General features: G+C 39.8%; 15 protein-coding genes. 2 read left to right on the top strand and 13 right to left on the bottom strand.

Features of this window, described 5'->3' with window-relative positions; translation table 11 throughout:
* Nucleotides 1-4: 4 nt before the first annotated feature.
* The 9 genes from F0Q01_RS10925 to F0Q01_RS10885 all read right to left on the bottom strand — a co-directional run bounded on the left by F0Q01_RS10925 (nt 5) and on the right by F0Q01_RS10885 (nt 12,472).
* Nucleotides 5-1,180, bottom strand: a complete 1,176-nt coding sequence (locus F0Q01_RS10925; protein WP_205467983.1) for a DegT/DnrJ/EryC1/StrS family aminotransferase — start codon at nt 1,178-1,180, stop codon at nt 5-7.
* Between the two features lie 234 nt (nt 1,181-1,414).
* Nucleotides 1,415-2,947, bottom strand: a complete 1,533-nt coding sequence (gene murJ, locus F0Q01_RS10920; protein ID WP_090488880.1) for a murein biosynthesis integral membrane protein MurJ — start codon at nt 2,945-2,947, stop codon at nt 1,415-1,417.
* A gap of 547 nt (nt 2,948-3,494) precedes the next feature.
* Nucleotides 3,495-4,538, bottom strand: coding sequence for a polysaccharide biosynthesis protein (locus F0Q01_RS10915; RefSeq protein ID WP_090151182.1), 1,044 nt, complete (start codon nt 4,536-4,538; stop codon nt 3,495-3,497).
* Nucleotides 4,539-4,756: 218 nt separating this feature from the next.
* Nucleotides 4,757-5,917 carry a non-hydrolyzing UDP-N-acetylglucosamine 2-epimerase gene (gene wecB, locus F0Q01_RS10910; RefSeq protein WP_090488879.1) on the bottom strand — a complete coding sequence of 387 codons (1,161 nt, stop codon included), beginning with the start codon at nt 5,915-5,917 and terminating at the stop codon, nt 4,757-4,759.
* 122 nt (nt 5,918-6,039) lie between these two features.
* Nucleotides 6,040-7,263 carry an NAD-dependent epimerase/dehydratase family protein gene (locus tag F0Q01_RS10905; RefSeq protein ID WP_090488878.1) on the bottom strand — a complete coding sequence of 408 codons (1,224 nt, stop codon included), beginning with the start codon at nt 7,261-7,263 and terminating at the stop codon, nt 6,040-6,042.
* A gap of 119 nt (nt 7,264-7,382) precedes the next feature.
* The gene (locus tag F0Q01_RS10900; protein ID WP_090488877.1) at nt 7,383-7,802 is read right to left on the bottom strand and encodes a DUF6548 family protein; all 420 of its coding nucleotides are present in this window, start codon (nt 7,800-7,802) and stop codon (nt 7,383-7,385) included.
* Between the two features lie 160 nt (nt 7,803-7,962).
* Nucleotides 7,963-9,090, bottom strand: a complete 1,128-nt coding sequence (locus F0Q01_RS10895; RefSeq protein ID WP_090488875.1) for a hypothetical protein — start codon at nt 9,088-9,090, stop codon at nt 7,963-7,965.
* Nucleotides 9,091-9,142: 52 nt separating this feature from the next.
* Complete coding sequence (locus tag F0Q01_RS10890; RefSeq protein ID WP_090488872.1) at nt 9,143-10,816, bottom strand: CotH kinase family protein; 1,674 nt, start codon at nt 10,814-10,816, stop codon at nt 9,143-9,145.
* A gap of 12 nt (nt 10,817-10,828) precedes the next feature.
* Nucleotides 10,829-12,472, bottom strand: coding sequence for a CotH kinase family protein (locus tag F0Q01_RS10885; RefSeq protein WP_090488871.1), 1,644 nt, complete (start codon nt 12,470-12,472; stop codon nt 10,829-10,831).
* An 89-nt stretch (nt 12,473-12,561) separates the two neighbouring features.
* Here F0Q01_RS10885 and F0Q01_RS10880 point away from each other — a divergent pair, with 89 nt between their 5' ends.
* Nucleotides 12,562-13,233, top strand: coding sequence for a polyphosphate polymerase domain-containing protein (locus F0Q01_RS10880; protein ID WP_090488869.1), 672 nt, complete (start codon nt 12,562-12,564; stop codon nt 13,231-13,233).
* Nucleotides 13,230-13,904 (top strand): DUF4956 domain-containing protein, encoded by a 675-nt coding sequence (locus tag F0Q01_RS10875; RefSeq protein WP_090488867.1) that lies wholly within the window; start codon nt 13,230-13,232, stop codon nt 13,902-13,904. The genes F0Q01_RS10880 and F0Q01_RS10875 overlap by 4 nt, the downstream gene beginning before the upstream one ends.
* A 39-nt stretch (nt 13,905-13,943) precedes the next feature.
* On the opposite strand, the gene F0Q01_RS10870 is transcribed toward F0Q01_RS10875, so the two are convergent.
* The 4 genes from F0Q01_RS10870 to F0Q01_RS10855 all read right to left on the bottom strand — a co-directional run bounded on the left by F0Q01_RS10870 (nt 13,944) and on the right by F0Q01_RS10855 (nt 18,642).
* Nucleotides 13,944-14,855, bottom strand: a complete 912-nt coding sequence (locus tag F0Q01_RS10870; RefSeq protein WP_090488865.1) for a hypothetical protein — start codon at nt 14,853-14,855, stop codon at nt 13,944-13,946.
* Between the two features lie 32 nt (nt 14,856-14,887).
* Nucleotides 14,888-15,547 (bottom strand): hypothetical protein, encoded by a 660-nt coding sequence (locus tag F0Q01_RS10865; RefSeq protein ID WP_090488863.1) that lies wholly within the window; start codon nt 15,545-15,547, stop codon nt 14,888-14,890.
* A 125-nt stretch (nt 15,548-15,672) separates the two neighbouring features.
* The gene (locus F0Q01_RS10860; RefSeq protein WP_090488860.1) at nt 15,673-17,490 is read right to left on the bottom strand and encodes an Mbeg1-like protein; all 1,818 of its coding nucleotides are present in this window, start codon (nt 17,488-17,490) and stop codon (nt 15,673-15,675) included.
* Between the two features lie 24 nt (nt 17,491-17,514).
* Nucleotides 17,515-18,642: a hypothetical protein gene (locus F0Q01_RS10855; protein ID WP_143096660.1), complete on the bottom strand. Its 1,128-nt coding sequence runs from the start codon at nt 18,640-18,642 to the stop codon at nt 17,515-17,517.
* Nucleotides 18,643-18,664: the final 22 nt, after the last annotated feature.

Raw genomic sequence — 18,664 nt, 5'->3', positions numbered from 1 at the left:
AACTTTAGTTTGCGTATGCATTTACTGCATCTATTACTGTCTGGATTTCCTCATCTGTGAGTTCTGGGAACATTGGGATTGTAACACCGTGCTCAGCCAAGTCCTCTGCAACTGGGAAATCACCGTGCTTGTAGCCAAGTCCTGCGAAGCATGCCTGCTCGTGCATTGGAACTGGGAAGTATACGCCAGTTGTAACTCCACGCTCCTCAAGGAATGCGCGGAAAGCTGCTCTATCCTCGACACGAAGTGGATAAACATAGAAAATGTGCTCATTGTAGTCTGCAACAACAGGCTTTGTTATCTTAGCGTTTGTAATCTTTTCATTGTAGATGGCTGCAATCTGACGGCGACGCTCATTCCAGCTATCCAAATGTGGAAGCTTTACAGAAAGCATAGCTGCCTGAAGAGCATCAAGACGTGAGTTGAAGCCTACAAGGTAGTTGTAGTACTTTGGAAGATTTCCGTGGAAATCAATCTTGCTCTCATCAAACTCCTGATTGTTAAGGCGAGCATAAGTGTATGCTCCATTAATTCCTGAACCGTGAACACGGTAAGCTAAGCAACCCTTGTAGAAATCCTCGTTGTTGGTAACGATGATTCCAGCATCTCCTGCTGCACCAAGATTCTTTGTAGGGAAAAATGAAACACAAGCCATATCTCCAAGAGAGCATGTGCGACGTCCCTTATATTTTGCACCAGCTGCCTGAGCGCAATCCTCAATTACGATTGCATTATGAGCATGTGCAATGCGGCAAATCTCGTCCATATCAGCAGCCTGGCCATAGATGTGAACAGGAATAACTGCCTTAGTCTTGTCTGTAAATGCAGCCTCAAGTTTGCTTGGGTCCATTGTGTAAACCTCTGGCTGAATATCGACAAATACTGGTGTAGCACCAACCTGAGCAATAGCCTCAGCAGTAGATACAAATGTCATGGCTGTAGTGATTACCTCATCGCCCTGGCCAATGCCTGCTGCTAAAAGTGCAATTACAAGAGCATCTGTACCATTGCCTACACCAACAGAATATTTTGCTCCGCAGTAGTCTGCGAACTGCTTTTCAAAATCTGCAACCTTTGGTCCTAAAATGTATCCACCTGAGTGAAGAACCTCAAGAGCTGCTTTATCTAATTCATCCTGGAGAGACGCATATTGTCTCTGGACATTCATAACAGGAATCATAATTTCCTCCTTTATAATACATACGCACCATAGGATATCTCTCGCTTGTTACGTTCTCAAGCCTAAGATATTGCTTCGGTTCACTACATGTGAACCTACGCAACACTTAGAGCTTGATAACTACAAGCTATTTATAATCTTTATAGATGCGATTCTTTACTTACTATATAAAACTAAATCTAAACTCGTCAATTATTTACGATTTATCTCTCAATCCAAATCTAAACTCGTCAATTATTTACGATTTGGGAGTTTGCTTAATACTTTTTCTTTTATGTAATCCACCTCTTCTATTTTCATAAATAGAAGGATTAGCCCATAGCCTGCTATTCCTATAACAGCCGAAAGCAGGAAGACGAGTATGTTATTAGTTACATGTTCTTTTATAAATATTATAACCACCAAAGAAAAAGCAATCGATGGTATTTGCTTAAGTAGCACTGGAATGTGTGCCAAAAAATTGTAGCTTGGCAAGTGCTTCTTTAGCATCTGCGAATTAATTATAAAATTAACTGTCATACTAATGGAGCTAGCAATAGTTATTCCCATTATTCCAAGGAATCGGGATAAAATCACACTAAAGAGAATATTAACTGCTACTGCAATAATACCTGTAATCATAGGTCCCTTCATATTCTTAAATGAATAGAGACCACGCAAAATAATATCTCTTACACCCATGCTAGCGAAACCAAGTGCATATCCTATAAGAGCCGCGCTCGTCATAGCCACTGAAGCACCATCAAATTTACCTCTTTCATATATTATAGAAACAATATTAGAGGCGCAAAGACAAGTAACAATTGTTATCGGTAGCATCATGCAAATCATGATATTGATTGCCTTTTTCATTGTAGCTATAAGGCTATCAAAATTCCCCTCCGCAATGTAGGTGGAGAAATTAACATATAATATATCTACCACATTGTTTACTAGAATTACAATTACAAAATCCTCTAGTGTAACTGAATATGTAAGAGCAGAGGCATTGCCTTCACCGAGTCCAGTCGAAAGTGCATTATCAACTATTTTATTAATCTGAGATACAGAATTTCCTACAAAAAGCGGAAGGGCTGTCGCAAGTACAAATCGTATTTCCGGTACCTCAAAAATATTTACAAGTGTAAATTTAAAATATCTTCGTCCCCTAATCAATAGAAGAGTTCCGAAGATGATGTAGCTTAAATACTGCGCCACCACAAGGGATTTGACAGCTAAAATCGAATTTAAGAAAATACAACATCCAATTGTTGTAACGCTAGTAACAAATGATTCTGTACGACTCACCACAAAATCTTTGTTGGCATCCATAAGTGATGTCCACACAAGCGTCACCACAGCAAATAAAAAGAATGGATAACATATTCTCAAATAGGATTGCAAAACCAAAGACTGATCCGGCGTGTATTTGGGCGCTAACACTCCAGCTATAAATGGAGTAATCATATAGACCACAAGAAGCACCATCAATACAACAGGTACCAATATCTCAAGGCAAGCCGACATCAGACGGGATGCTGCATCCTTACCCTTTTGCACCAAGCAATGAGTGTATATACTCACCAATGAAATAGTTATAGCCCTTATAAACGCAGAGCTAAGCATCCCCACAAAATTGAATGCCACATTATATGCATCTGTTTCAAATACTGTGCCGAAGACCTTGGCTATTACCATCTGTTTGACAAAGCCAAGTAACTTAAAGCACAAAGTAAGTATGGAAACCACCAGTGTGGTACTCACGATACTTTTTGTTTGTTTACTCATATTCTCTACCTATTCTTTTCCTTCATAAGCCATATAAGTATAACTCTTGAATCTCTGAAAAGCTAGTTTATTATCAAATACCACGAGCTCCACATGATACACTACTGCCTATTTTGCTTTTTTCTATTTAGACGGTAGCATTTTTCTCTTGGGCTACTGCCTATTTTGCTTTTTTCTATTTAGACGGTAGCATTTTTCTCTTGGACTACTGCTTATTTCGATTTTTCTATTCTAGGCAGTAGTGTTTTTCTCCTGGACTACTGCTTATTTCGTTTTTTCTATTCTAGGCAGTAGCATTTTTCTCTTGGACTACTGCCTATTTTGATTTTTCCTTTTTAGGCAGTAACTTTTTTCTTTTTGGCTACTGCTTATTTTGCTTTTTTCTTTTTAGGCAGTAGTATTTCTCTTTTGAGCTACTGCTTTTTTGCTTTTTCCTTTTTAGGCAGTAGTTCCGGAAGTATTCCTTGATAGATAGCCGCATAAATCTTATATAAATAAAAAGGGGCTGCCACATTATCATGTTGCGCCCCTAAACTTTTAAAGATTATTATTTATCCCACTTTTCTAACATCTCGCGAACATAGTCAGTAGTCATGATCTTATCTACTGTGCCCTGAATATCAAGACGGTTTGTGTTGTGAGAAGTATATGCGTCGTTTGCCATAGTGTTAACCTGGCCGTCAACGAAGAACTTGTCATAGTTGAGGTCACGTCCATCAGGGAGAACGCGGTAGTAGTTGCCCATATCCACTGAGCGAACGCACTCTTCGTTTGTCATAAGTGTCTCGAAGAGCTTCTCGCCGTGACGAGTACCGATGATTTTTGTACCAGTATCACCAAAGAGCTGCTGAACAGCCTTAGCAAGGTCTCCGATTGTAGAAGCATCTGCCTTCTGAACGAAAAGGTCGCCTGGCTCACCATGCTCAAATGCAAACATAACAAGTGCAACAGCCTCATCAAGGTTCATAAGGAAACGTGTCATGTTAGGATCTGTGATTGTGATAGGATTTCCTGCCTTAATCTGGTCGATGAAAAGAGGAATAACTGAACCACGAGAGCACATAACATTTCCATAACGTGTACAGCAGATTGTTGTCTTACCTGCAGCTACACGAGCATTTGCTCCGATAACCTTCTCCATCATAGCCTTTGAAATACCCATAGCATTGATTGGGTATGCAGCCTTATCAGTTGAAAGACAAACAACTCTCTGAACACCTGCGTCAACAGCTGCGTGAAGCACGTTGTCAGTACCCTCTACATTTGTGCGAACAGCCTCCATTGGGAAGAACTCGCATGAAGGAACCTGCTTAAGTGCTGCTGCATGGAAAATGAAATCAACACCTGGCATAGCATCCTGAACTGAGCGCATGTTTCTAACATCACCGATGTAGAACTTAACCTTGCCAGCAAGGTCTGGGTGCTCAGCCTGAAGCTGATGTCTCATATCATCCTGCTTCTTCTCATCACGTGAGAAAATACGGATTTCCTTTAAATCAGAATCCAAAAAATGCTTGAGTACAGTAGAACCAAAAGAACCTGTACCTCCTGTTATCATAAGAGTCTTGTCTTTAAATAATTCACAATTCATCTTCTTATCTCCTAATCCGTGATTTTCACATACTACATACCTTGCAATTCACCACGCTTTCGCTCTTATTCGCTCATTGCCCTACATAAGATGCTGCTTTGCACCATCTAAGTAGGGATGGCTCATCAAGGGTTCATTTGCAAGTATGTAGTAGTTCAAATTTCACTCATTTAATTAAAATTGTTTTAAACAACATTCTAACCATCGGCACAGCGCCACTAGTCGTCGGATTTGCGCCATACCATTCTGTTGACTACGTTGGTGTAGCTTTGAATGATTTTGACTACCTTTGTGGAAACATTTTCTTCTACGTAGTCAGGTACTGGAATGCCGTAGTCGCCGTTTTCGTTCATCTCCACTGCTGTGGTGACTGCCTGTAAGAGGGACTTTTCATCGATACCAGCAAGCACGAAGCATGCCTTATCAAGTGCCTCAGGGCGCTCAGTTGATGTGCGGATGCACACAGCTGGGAATGGTCTGCCAATGCTTGTAAAGAAGCTTGATTCTTCTGGAAGTGTTCCAGAATCTGAGATTACTGCAAAAGCATTCATCTGCAAATGATTGTAATCGTGGAAGCCAAGTGGCTCATGCATCTTAACTCTAGGGTCAAGCTTGAATCCCGATGCCTCAAGACGCTTTCTAGAGCGTGGATGGCAACTGTAAAGGATTGGCATATCGTATTTCTCAGCCAGCTTATTAATAGCTGTAAACAGGCTGGTGAAATTCTTTTCTGTATCAATATTCTCCTCGCGGTGTGCGGAAAGAAGCATATATTTCTTTGGCTCAAGTCCAAGCTTTGTAAGGACTCCCGATGCCTCGATTGACTCAAGATTCTCGTGAAGGACCTCTGCCATAGGAGAACCTGTAACATAGGTGCGCTCCTTAGGAAGTCCGCACTCTGCCAAGTAGCGGCGAGCGTGCTCTGAGTATGCCAAGTTAACATCAGAAATAATATCTACTATACGACGGTTGGTCTCTTCTGGAAGGCACTCGTCCTTGCATCTGTTTCCAGCTTCCATGTGGAAGATTGGAATGTGAAGACGCTTTGCAGAAATAGCAGCGAGGCATGAATTGGTATCGCCTAAGACTAAAAGTGCATCAGGCTGAATCTCCACCATGAGCTCATAAGACTTTGCAATGATGTTGCCAATTGTCTGACCTAGGTTGTCACCTACTGCGTCCATGTAAACCTCAGGGTCATCTAGCTGCAAATCCTTGAAGAATACTCCGTTAAGATTGTAATCATAATTCTGGCCGGTGTGAGCAAGCACACAGTCAAAATACTGGCGGCACTTTTTGATTACCGCGGCAAGCCTAATAATCTCCGGACGTGTCCCTACTATTATTAGTAGCTTAAGTTTTCCATTATTTTTAAACATTCAATACTCCAAATCCGCTGGTTACAGCTACAAGCCTGAGTATTTCTCCGCTCGACTAACACGTCTCGCTCAAGAAATCTCAGAGCTTGATGCTTACCAGCTCATTAAAATTATTAAATACACTATACTATCTCATAGTAGGTATCTGGGCGGTTTTGCTCTAACTGCTCGTTTGCCCACATAAGTGTAACCAAATCCTGTGTATCTGAAAGATTGATAATGTTGTGAGTGTATCCAGGAAGCATGTGAATCGCCTGAATCTTCTCACCAGAAACCTCATACTCGATAACTGGGAATGGATTGCCATCGGCATCAAGGCCTACACGGCGCTGCTGAATCAAGCCATGGCCTGAAACTACGATAAAAAATTCCCACTTTGTATGATGCCAATGCTGGCCCTTTGTAATGCCAGGCTTTGAAATATTAACCGAGAACTGACCGTGGTCAGCTGTCTTTAAAAGCTCTGTAAATGAGCCTCTATTGTCTACATTCATTTTCAAATCAAAGCATGCCTTGTCCTTTGGAAGGTAACTAAGATATGTGCTGTAAAGTTTTTTCACAAATGAGCCATTTGGAATGGCTGGCATCTGAAGTGTCTTAGGCTGAGCCACAAAGCTATCAAGAAGCTCAACAATCTCTCCCAATGTAACATGGTGAGTAACTGGAACGAAGCAATATTTGCCAGCTGTGTCAGGAACCACCTGTCCCTCACCATCAAAATCACAGCGATGCTCGTCGCCTCTGAGAGCGTCTACCATCTCATTTACCAAATCATCTATATATACAAGCTCAAGCTCTGTAGTCGGATCATTGACAGTAATCTCAAGGTCGTTAGCCTTGTTGTTGCAGAAAGTAGCAACTGCCGAGTTGTAATTAGGTCTGCACCACTTACCAAAAAGATTAGGGAAACGGTACACAAGAACCTTGGCTCCTGTCTCCTGCTCATATTTAAAGAAAAGCTCCTCGCCTGCAAGCTTGCTCTGTCCGTACTCGCTACCAGCGTAGCGTCCAAGAAGTGTGGCCTGGATAGAAGATGAAAGCATAACAGGGCATGTATTACCATGCTTTTTAAGTGTATCTAAAAGTGTGCTAGCGAATCCAAAATTGCCAGCCATGAACTCACTATTATCCTTTGGACGATTGACACCTGCAAGATTAAAAACAAAATCACAGTCGCTGCAGTAGCGGTCAAGCTCCTCTGGGGTGGAATCCATATCATACTCGTAAACAACTAGCTCATCAGCGTCAATGCCGTGGAAACGGTCTCTGCCGTCAGCTACGCACTTAAGAGTCTCTACTAAATTTTTCCCAACAAATCCGGCTGCACCGGTAATCAGAATCTTCAATTTTTCTCTCCTGTCATAGCGCCAAATAAATATAGGCGCACATAATCTGTATAATTATAGCACAATAAAAAAACAAGTACACCCCCGTGCACTTGTTTTAATGTTACTAGGTTTTTAATCTACCCCAAATTTAGCGCCTCCATTATACGCTGAAATAAAGTCTTGCTGCGTCTCTTATAGGTAAAGCTCATGGTAGAATATTTTGAAAGTGGGTCTGCATTTGCATCCATCTTCTCGCAGAAGATATTCATCCAGACCACATCCTCGTCCTTGCCCTGAAAATCATCAAAGGTCAGCTCCTGACTCTTCAAGCCGTCGGAACGCTTTTTTATATTTTTAAGACGCTGATAAGTCACATCCCACTCTGGGATTGCCTCTCTAGCCTCCGTCACCGCCTCTTTCATGCGCTTAATGTATTCAGTAACACCGTGCTCCGGTACATTAAAACGCTCGCAAAGTATCTCGTCAAATATCTTGTACTCGTCGAAGAAACGCTCATTTGTCTTTCGTGTTTGCCCCTTAATCTTTGAACCTGCCATAACCTTCCCCTCTCAGTTATCACTCAGTAAATGTGTCCATAACTCCAATTCAAACACTAATCAATTATTAAATTATCCCTATTAATTATATCGTAAAAAAATCTATTATGGTGTAACTCCATAATTAATTCATAGAATTTATATCGTCTATACGGTAATGCTAATCTTCCTTGCCAGATAGTCTAAGGACACTTATAGCACCACTTACTGCAAGGCCAGCAAACCAGTAGAACTGGAAAATAAATGCATCCGATTCTATGAAATAGTAAACATTAAATAATACAAAAGCCGTAATCAAAAGTGTCTTAGTGAAAATGCCAACGCTTTTATTAAGTGCAAGCTGTATAGTGTCTTTGATAGTAAGTCCAAAGAAAATCAATATCGGAATAAGGACCATGATTCCCGACTCACGTCCGTAGTCCAGCCACATATTTCCACTGGTATCAAGCTCAAGAACAGTAAAATTAAAATTGCCCCAGTGCTGCACTACCATCAAATGTACGCCCTCTTTGAAAGCTTCAAAACGAATATCTCCTACGTATATACGAATCGCGATTATTGATATAACAACAAATACGCCTAGCAATACAAAATGCTTAATCTTGTTTAAGCGCTGGTTTTTAGCTGCAAGCTTATAAAAGACAAAGGCCAAGATTGCTACAACTATAGAAGCAACCGGAATAAATGAGAAAAGGAATGTATTCTTGCTGCTAAACTCACCATCTCTAAAAGCAAGGAAATAATAGCCCATTCTCGCTATAACCTGATTCTCACGAGTAAGGTGATAATTCATAAGGCCATAAATAGTCATGCCAATTGCAACAGAAAAAGCAGAAAGTACTGCTCTCTCGCAAGCTGTAAATACGCCAGTAGTCTTCTCAACTGTAGGATTAGCTACCTCTGCTTTCACCGGACCCTCTGGTGTGATTTTAGTCACAGTCTTAGTCTTTTTAGTAGAACGAACTGCCACTAAATATTTTCCGAAGAGATACATAAGGACTGGCATAGCAAGCGTAGTAGGTACCTTCCAAGCCTTGCCGGTGTGCTGGTCAAGCATGGCCTTCACAACAAATCCCTCAAACAAAAAGAGCATATTTATATCAAAAGGTATCCTGGTCAAATAAATGCTGCGGGCGACAATAAATACTCCTGTAATTATCATAACCCTCACATTTGTAAGAATGCCGTAGTAAAGTCCATAATGAACTAGCACAAGACAAAGCACTAGAAACAATCCATTTTTTATATTAGTTTTTGATTTTAAGTAATTTTTAATATCTGTAATCACTACTTATTCTCCAAAATTATTTTATCCCATTATAAAACACTGATAGCCTATGTCAAAGTGACTGGATATATAAATCCATGCAAGCAAGACGCGCTAGTACATAGTTTTCAAAATCCAACAGTCCCACAGTAGGGTCGTGGTAGTTGCCATCTGGCCAGCGATTCATGGTACGCGCAAAGGCTCCCGAGCCGTATATTTCAGAGTCATATTCTGAAATCATGGCAGAAATATTCTCATCAGACCAAAGTCCTGATCTAAGCTGCTGATAGCGGTCCTTTACCTGAGAGGTAATCTCAAGGTCCCCAGCTTGCATGAGAAAATAAACTGTAGACCACTCCATAGGAAGGTCATAGTCCGGCGTATTAAAATATGAAGAAATGCCGTGTCTGCCCTCGCCATCCACATATCTATTTCCAAATGTTTGGTCCATATCCCATGGAGCAAAGAGAAGCTTGTAGCCATCAATTCCTTCGTCGGATTTTTTGGTGGCAGTGTAGAGATTTTTCACTCCCTGACCGTATACATTGTCCACCGCCTGAGTCAGTTTGTAAAAAAGCCACAGGTCAATGGAATTATCAATATCAGAAGTAGCCCTAATTGTAGCTGGCTCTCCGGAGTATGCCATCTCATAGTAGAGATTGTGAAGCTGTTCAAAGGAACCGGCATCTCCATCCTGCACAGAATAACCAGGTAAAATGTATATTCCGCCAGAGCCGTCCTCATACTCACTATACTCTAAATCAATTGAATACTCGGAACCTGCCCAATCCTTTTTCTTGAAAAGAGTCTCATCATCCTTTAGCTTGAATTCCTTGTCATCGATTGGATATGTGAGAGCATAAAGGCCGTGGTATCTGCCATTTATAAATAGCTCAAAAAATCTGTACTCATTGGAAACCGGTGCGTTCCATTCATTGTCACCAGCTGCCATATCATGCCACAGGTTCATAGAAAACACTGTTCTGATTTTCTCATAGTCAGAGTATGCTGCAAATAAAATCCAGTCATCATCCTCTCGAAGTCCTAACAAGTCCGTCTTGGACTTAGAATCCATCTTCCCGGAATCATCAAGCAGCGACATGCGATAGCTTTTCTGAGGAGCGTCGATCGTAGTGCCGCCCCTCATATGGATTTTGGCTGACTTGTGAATGCTACGGCTAGCTCCATCAAAATCATCACTGTTGTCAAATAAATCCATCTCAACAGGAGCATAATCATAGATAGCAAAGGTCTCATCAAGTCCCAGCTCATCAATAGTCTCTGGTGAAATAGAAATGTTCATCACTGGAAGTGTTGTAAATACCAAATTAGAAATGCTGACGGAATCACCCGAGTACAATACTAGCTTCATAGTCTCACCCGGGTAGATAGCCACCCTAGGACTTTGAGCCAAAAGCAAATCCTTAGTAGATGCACCAGCGTCCGCCAAAGTTATAAATGGAGTGTATCCATCCTCGCCAGTGATTGAATAGTAAAATGTATTGTCTACATAGTCATAGATTAGCTTTTCATCATTGAAATATATATCTGTCACAAGAGGTGTATCGCTTGTGATACTCTGGCTATATGCTGAAAAATCCCTATCACTAAGCTGAATCTTATCCCAATAAAATCCACCGTGAAGCCTGTTATCTATAAAAATAACAGCCACAAGCACAAGACATGCAACAACAAGGAGCAATATTGATTTTGTTATCTTTGAATTTCTAAAAGTCGATTGTTCCATAAAATACCTAATTTAAAGCGCACCAATATATGCATCCATGCAAGCAAGCCTTGCTAACACATAAGATTTAAATTCTGATAGACCAACGCTTGGGTCGTTGTAGGAGCCTGCCATATATTTTGCCTGTGTACGGGCAAATGCGCCCGAGCCATAAATGTCAGCCTCGTATTCATCAAGCATTGCCAAAACATTTTCATCAGACCAAGCATCTGCGCGAAGTTCTTGATATCGCTCCTTTATCTCGGAATTGATAGTAGCATCTCCGATTGCTATAAGGCGATAAACAGTACCCCACTCTAGAGGCAAATCATAGTCTGGCCTGCTGTACTGACCCTCGGCAGCCTCGGAAACATATCTCCAAGTCTGATCCATATCCCAAGGCGTAAAAAGAAGCTCATGGCCCTCGATACCCTGATCTGAATTTTTGATGGTCACGTACATATTTTTAACATTGCCACCATAGACATTGTCAACCGCCTGTGTCAATTTATAAAGGAGCCAAAGGTCGATGGCATTGTCCATGTCAGTGGTCATCCTGACAACATTTGGGTCAGGTGAATAATTCATATTTATATAGAGCTGAAGCAAAGTGTTGTAGTCGGCTGCATCTCCATCTTTTATAGAATATCCCGGCAACACATATGCGCCACCTGAGCCATCAGGATACTCCTCATATGTAAGATCCAGGTCGTACTCACTCATGGTCCAGTCCTTTTTCTTAAAGGTACTCTCACCCTCGCCGGTGCCAAGTTCCTTGGCATCAATCCTGTAGCATAGAGCATATAGGCCATGGTAGTGACCATTGAAAAATAGCTCGATATATTTGTACTGGGTGGAATTGTTTACCCGCCACTGATTGTGGTCTGTGCAGGACTCATACCAGAGATTCATGGAGAAAACATTTCTCACCTTTTCGTAATCACGATATGATGCGGACAGCACCCAGTCGTCATCTTTTCGAAGGCCCAGGAGATTCTCTTTTCTTTTTTCTCCCTCGAAATCATTTTTATCTGAAAGCAGGCTGAAACGATAGCCCTTTAATGGATAACCTGCAGTGGACTGACCATGACGTCTGATTTTGGCATCGGAAATAGTGGTGCGACTCACGTCGTCAAAATCAGCACGATTATCAAAAACATAAATAGAGCTTCCCGTATAAGAAATGATGTCAAATGTATCATCAAGTCCCTGCTCTGCTACAGTAGCCTCATCAATTGCCACGTTCACCACAGGAAGAGTGGTGCAAACAAGATTTGCTATGCTAAAACTTTCCTTATTATAAATAACAAGTTCTATAGGCTGGTTAGCCGCAATAATCTCCGGAGAAATCTCAGGGCCGTGGAGGGATACAGTCAGCCCCTCATCTGTGAGAACCTCTGGGCAAAAAGCGGTGTCAGAATTCTCCACAACAGAATAGTAAAAACTATTGGTATCGCTGTCATAGATAAGGCTCTGCCCATCAAAAGAAATATTGATAGTCAGGGGCAGCTCACTTGGCATACGGCTAGTGACAATACTCTCATAGGTAGCATCATCTATGTATAAGTCACTGGAATGAGTCACTGCAATATCGCTTTTGTGAGTGATCAAAACCACTGTAGCTATTATCAATGAAATCCCAATAATCACTATTGAGGTTAATTTTTTCTTTGTCATTTATCTAAATAGATTGCCTTTCAAAATACTTATGTATTATTATAGCAATATCGAGTTTTGAAACAATAACTAATAGCGAGGAAGTAAAATTGGAATATCGCCATGAATTGAAATTTATGGTGTCTGATTTAACTATCGAAAAACTGAGATACAGGCTGGCGCCATTTATGGAAAATGACGAACATCAGCAAGGTGATTTTTACACCATCAGAAGCCTTTATTTCGATGATTATTTTGATAGCTGTTTAGGTGAAAATCTAGCGGGCACCGACGATCGATTTAAATATAGAATCCGTTTTTACCGTGGCAATTTAGACTACATTAATCTGGAGAAAAAGTATAAAAAGCGGGGCATGACTAAAAAAGAGTCAGAGAGCCTTGATATTAACCAGGTTAAAAGCTATCTGGCAGGTGGTTATGATGAGACCAATGGACGTCTCACCACAGAGCTTTTAGCTGCCAACCTAAAATCGGGAATGCAGCCAAAATGCATCGTAGAATATGACAGATGTGCATTTGTTGAGCCAGCCGGAAATGTGCGAATCACATTTGACATGAACTTGCGCGGCAGCACCGAGGTGGAGCGTTTCCTAGACAACGATGAGGAATTTGCCCTGCCAGTTATGAATCCTGGCATGCACATACTTGAGGTAAAATACGACGAGTTTTTGCCACGACACATTTTACAGCTAGTTGATATTAATAATTTACAGCGACAATCATTTTCAAAATACGCAATAGTAAGAGAGGTATTATCATGAGTTTTTCAGATATTATTAAGAAATCAGTTCTTGAGAGTTTTTCTACAGCTGATATGTCAGCAAAATATGTTTCCGTTGTTTTAATAGAGACATTCCTAATTGCACTTTACATTTTCATGGTGTATCGCTTCATCACCCGAAGCAGCTTCTACAATAAGAACTACGCCATCTCAATGGCAATCATTTCAGAGATTACAGCCGGCATCATCTTGGCTATGCAGTCAAATCTTGTTATTTCTCTTGGTATGGTCGGTGCTCTTTCAATCGTAAGATTTAGAACAGCCATCAAAGAGCCAATGGATTTGCTCTTCCTGTTCTGGTCAATCGGCACTGGTATCATTTGCGGCGCTGGCCTCTTCTCACTAGGCGTACTTATCGCTGTATTTGTCACAATCGGAATCGTGCTTTTAAATCTTGTTCCAGCATTTTCAGCACCACAGCTTTTGATTTTAAAATTAAATGATTCTGCTGCAGAAAAGCAGGCAATAGATGTTGTTAAGAAAAATGCATCTAGCTTCAAGGTAGACTCAAAGTCAGCAACAAGCTCAGCCGTGACCCTCATCATCGAGGTGAAGACAAAGTCCGGCAGCGACATGGTAAATGAACTTGTCAGCCTTGGCAGTGTAATATCTGCAACTCTCATGGAGCATGAGGGCGAGGTTAAGAACTAAGATAGATAAATAAAAGGCCCTGTGCACAGGGCCTTTATTTTATGCGTACAGAATCCAAATTCTTGTAATTTTGCCATTTTCAACAGAAAAGTCAACGCTTGGACATCCTGGAATTGGATTATTAATAGCATCCTGCAATATTTTTATCATCTCGTCGGCATTTGAATTAGCCTCAAACTCGCTGTCTACACCTATAATTCCATACTCTATTTCATCTGCATTACCAGATATTGTAAAATTAGGAATAATCGGTGTTCCACGGCGGTTGACCGGTAAACCTTCAATTAGTCCTTCATAATCATACACAGTTTCAAATGTCACAGAAATCACTCCATTTTCATTAGAAGCAGACAAGATTTGATCTGTAGATGAAGAGTAGATACTATCAGGTAACTGAGAAACCTCTAACCCTGAAAATGCAGCTAATTGCTCCTGATATTTTGCCTCGTGGACATCAATAATTGTTCCTACAACTCCTGTAATATCTACGCCTTCCTTGCCTGCATTTGTAGTTGCCATTGTATAAATCCAATCAGTATCGTCGAACATCCAAGAAGCTAAATCTACAGTTTTATCATCTGTATGCCCTCTATCAATGTCAACTACATATTCTCCAAATCGTTTCTCATAATCATAATCCCACTCACAATCAATTCCTAAAATATTGCGATCTGGGCGTTCAGCTTTCTTCATTCTCAACACATAATCTACGCCTGATTCTGTAAATTCAACTTGGCCTATGTGATTTTTTGTGTCCACTGTATACTTAACATTCTCAATGCCCTCTGGAGCATCAAATTCCATTCCAAGTTTCTTAGCATACTCATCTGCTAATGAACTTATATTTTCAGGAGTCTGCTTTTCAGCCTCATCATCTGTCTTGCTTCCGCAAGCGGTACCAGTCATCATTATTCCCGCTATGACCAGTGCCAGTAATCTATTTTTTCTCATGATTAATTCTCCATATCGTTTATGCTATCCAACTATTCTACCGGTTCAATTACAATCTCTTCACCATCTTCAAGTCTAAATGGTTTTCTCAAACTCTCCTTCAGTTCATCTAGACTGCTGTAACCAAAGTACTTCAGTCCATCCGCTTCTGTAATTCCACCGTAGTCGTGACATGTTACATCAGACACCTCACTTTTTATAGGATAAACGTTATACCAAAATAAAATTGCATAGGTTGTTACCTCTGTATGCTGGCTATAATGTAATTCGTATATAAATCCAACTATATTTTTGTTGTTTTCAAAATGACAAGGAGCCACTGTCCTGCCCACTAATTTGTATGAATCAAAATTAAGATGTTTATCCCAGTTGTCGTCCTCGTACATATATTTACTATAGGACGGATTTGTGCATGGACAGTCTTTTGCTTGTATATATTCAACTGTCTTTTCTGACACAAATGTCATATTTGCCAGATAGTCTGCATCTATCTGATCAAAAGATGTTACACATTCTATGTCCATAGGTTTGCCAGAACCTTGTTTTTTTGTATCCTTCTCTTCTACAGATAAATCTTTTTCAGCTACCGTCTCTTGCTTGGTAACCTTTTGTGCCTTGGTGTCTCCACATGCCATCAAAACCGAGGATAAGCATAGACACATGGCCAAAATTTTCATTGTTTTCTTTTTCATTATTCTCCAGTCTCCTCCTATGATTATGATATTTTTACGTACCTAGGTATCAATGTGCAATGGACCTAGGGGACGGGGTTAGTGGTCCATTTTAGTAAATGTCTCACTACAATTTCTTAATGCGTTTAACAATGAGCAAATGCTTTCCTAGCTACTGGCTGTGGCTGATTTTCTGATGGTTTGATAATGCTCTTTCGAACAGAATTCATATACTCATCAATATTTTCAATCGGAGTATATGTTTCATTGAACTGTTTGTTTTCTCCAGTATTAACCTGCTGGATCAATTCAGGTATCGTGAAATGATAATTGTCACCAATTTCTACAATCATGTTTTGCATATTATCCACAAAATTTGATACTCCATCATGAATAGAAAATCCACTAAAATAATTTTCAAAATCTGGCTGATGCACCGGAATCGCTTGCATTGATAAAAACGTAAATAATTCTGGGCCATATTCTCCAGCTGCTTCAATACCTTGACCAGCTATATCCCCGACAAATTCCACAGCATTCCCCAGTCCTTCTCCTATCGTTCCTACATTCCCACCTACTGAAGCGCTGGCTGCATCTATTTCTGAACCCCATTGCTGGAATTGTTGTTCAACTTCTCCTCCCAAAAATGCGCCTGTACCTGCAGCCCCTTGATCAAGCAAATATTCTATATCTTGTATTTGTGAAGCAAAACCTACTAGACCATTATCATGATTTTCTGAATAATCAATTAGCGCATCACATATTCCATCTTCATTAAGTGCATGGCATATTCTTTCTGCAAGCTGAGCATCCTCTTCATTTGGGAAAAATGTACCAATAAAACTATTAAAATCCTGCTCCGTCAGATTATTCTCCTTGCCATATTCAAGAATCATTTCTTTAATCTTTTTAAGTTTTTCTGGTTCAGACAGAAGATATTTGAAAGCCCCTTTTGCATCCTCATCACCCAGAGAAAGCGCTACGAAATTCCCCATATAATCGGCCATCTCTTCCAAATCTTCTTTAGGATAATTATCCATTATGTATGTAGTAAAACCATTAATGTGCTTTATATTGTCATCATCTTCAGGAACTATATCAAATTGCGGTTCACCATTCTGCATTTGAATATTCCCATTATCGTCCATGATAAAAAAAGAATTAGGACTATGATACTGTCCACCATCACCTAAACAATATCCCTGAACAAATTCCATTTCTGCATTAGGAATCTGCTTTAACAATGCGTGAACAAAATCTACGCTAAGAGCATAATTTATAATCCTTCTACCATGACGTTTTATTTCTCCTGCATAGTGTTCTAAGAATTCATTGGAGAATCCCTGACCATCAAAAGCTACGCACCTTTTAATTTTGTCATCATCCGCGCGAATCATGACGTACATAGCTTTATTTGCCCCCTTAGAATGACCCGCAACAGTTATCTCTGAAAACTGGTCTTCCACCTCTTCATAAAATTCATAGGCTGCATTTTGATCATCAGTATCGGTCTCCACCATGCCCATGCAATCGTCATACCACTCATCATGACCAGTAGTACCCTTATATGTAATAATGCCTTCACCTGTTTCATTGTCCTTATAACAAACATTTAAATTTGCTCCACCATCATCACTTTTTTGGCATTTGACTACTTCTAATGACATCAATTCTGGATCATCTTTAATTGCCTTAATAATACTGGCCCACTCAGCACCACTGATACGCGAACTGCTAATTATATCATCTCCGCATTCTCGAAGATTCTCTATTTTTTCAGGCGTAAAGTCTTTTAAGAGGTCTTTTACTTTAACACCTTCTTTCATTGGAAGACATAGTGGTGTTTCTCCCTCATCTGGTATGTGCGCAGCAGCCAATACCTCATTACTTATGTAGGTAATCTGCTCCAATAATGCTATCTGCTCATCTGAATACTTTCCCTCTGAATAATTATCATTTGCCATATTCTCACCTTTTCCTTTCCGCTTTTATTTATTAATATCTGAATCATCCACTACAGGCTCTACCGTCAGACCAAACAATTTATGTATAGTTCCTTTATACAATCCATAATAATTCGTATCACAAAAAACTTTCTCTCCATCAACTAAATAATATGTCTCACCCCCTTCGGCGAATGCATACGAAAATTGACAATTCTGACCTTCCAAATTAGTAATCGTAAAATCCTCTACTGTGCCTTTTACGTCAAAGCCTTCTTTAACTAATAGATAATAAAGATTTCCAAAATTAATGTCGCTATTAATATATATATCCTCATAAATATCGTAGTCCTTATTGTTTGAATCTTCCGGACTTCCGCTACGGTATACAGCTATACGATGATGATAAGGAATTGACCAAAAATACCTAATATCATCTTCTGTCATCTCGTTTTCAACTTCAGGAATATGATATTCATATCCCCAATCAAATAACTCATGTTTTATTGTTTTTAATGCCTCGCCTCTTTTAATATCCAAATAATTGCAAACATCACCATTATTTATATAATCATAAAAATCTTCTAAGGAATTTTCCTTAAAGAACTCTACACGAGGGCTGTTATATTTACCTACAACAGCTATCTCCATATCTTTTTTCAGTTTATTGATATATTCTGCACATTCCTCCACAACTTCATATTTCTTTTCCAGATCTTCAATGTTTGTATACTCAAACCTCAAAATAGGATATCCCCTCCACGAAGATTCTGTATCTATCTCAATACCTTCATGATCAGGAAAATCATCTATATGTTTTTCCACTAATTTTGCATTATAGTTATCAAAAACTTTCACTGAACCATACAAATCTTCTGTCAATTCTTGATAAACTGTAAAGTGTATTTCATTTGTTTTGTCATATACATTCCAATAGAAATCACCATGTCCGGTCTCAACAGGCCCCTCTTCAATACTACATAACCAATGACCATTGGAATGCAAATAATGTTTAAGTTCTGATTTCGTATCAACTCTTCCTTGGCACCCCACGAAACATAGGCACATTAAGGCGCTTAGTATACCTAAAATTAATAGCTTTATTTTCATCAAAACACTCCCATTTTTTCTATTTAAAATATCTTCTATGAATAAAATAGTCTTCCTATCCACATTAATAATTTAAAAAACATAA

This window comes from Pseudobutyrivibrio xylanivorans (genome assembly GCF_010906925.1).
GTDB lineage: Bacteria > Bacillota > Clostridia > Lachnospirales > Lachnospiraceae > Pseudobutyrivibrio.
The sequence above is the reverse complement of the archived record's forward strand: the minus strand, read 5'-3'. Positions and strand labels throughout refer to the sequence as shown.

Excerpts from the sequence above, each read along its gene's own strand:
- F0Q01_RS10925 (WP_205467983.1), bottom strand. The coding sequence starts at position 1,180 with ATGATTCCTGTTATGAATGTCCAGAGACAATATGCGTCTCTCCAGGAT.
- murJ (WP_090488880.1), bottom strand. The coding sequence starts at position 2,947 with ATGAGTAAACAAACAAAAAGTATCGTGAGTACCACACTGGTGGTTTCC.
- F0Q01_RS10915 (WP_090151182.1), bottom strand. The coding sequence starts at position 4,538 with ATGAATTGTGAATTATTTAAAGACAAGACTCTTATGATAACAGGAGGT.
- wecB (WP_090488879.1), bottom strand. The coding sequence starts at position 5,917 with ATGTTTAAAAATAATGGAAAACTTAAGCTACTAATAATAGTAGGGACA.
- F0Q01_RS10900 (WP_090488877.1), bottom strand. The coding sequence starts at position 7,802 with ATGGCAGGTTCAAAGATTAAGGGGCAAACACGAAAGACAAATGAGCGT.
- F0Q01_RS10890 (WP_090488872.1), bottom strand. The coding sequence starts at position 10,816 with ATGGAACAATCGACTTTTAGAAATTCAAAGATAACAAAATCAATATTG.
- F0Q01_RS10885 (WP_090488871.1), bottom strand. The coding sequence starts at position 12,472 with ATGACAAAGAAAAAATTAACCTCAATAGTGATTATTGGGATTTCATTG.
- F0Q01_RS10875 (WP_090488867.1), top strand. The coding sequence starts at position 13,230 with ATGAGTTTTTCAGATATTATTAAGAAATCAGTTCTTGAGAGTTTTTCT.
- F0Q01_RS10870 (WP_090488865.1), bottom strand. The coding sequence starts at position 14,855 with ATGAGAAAAAATAGATTACTGGCACTGGTCATAGCGGGAATAATGATG.
- F0Q01_RS10865 (WP_090488863.1), bottom strand. The coding sequence starts at position 15,547 with ATGAAAAAGAAAACAATGAAAATTTTGGCCATGTGTCTATGCTTATCC.
- F0Q01_RS10860 (WP_090488860.1), bottom strand. The coding sequence starts at position 17,490 with ATGGCAAATGATAATTATTCAGAGGGAAAGTATTCAGATGAGCAGATA.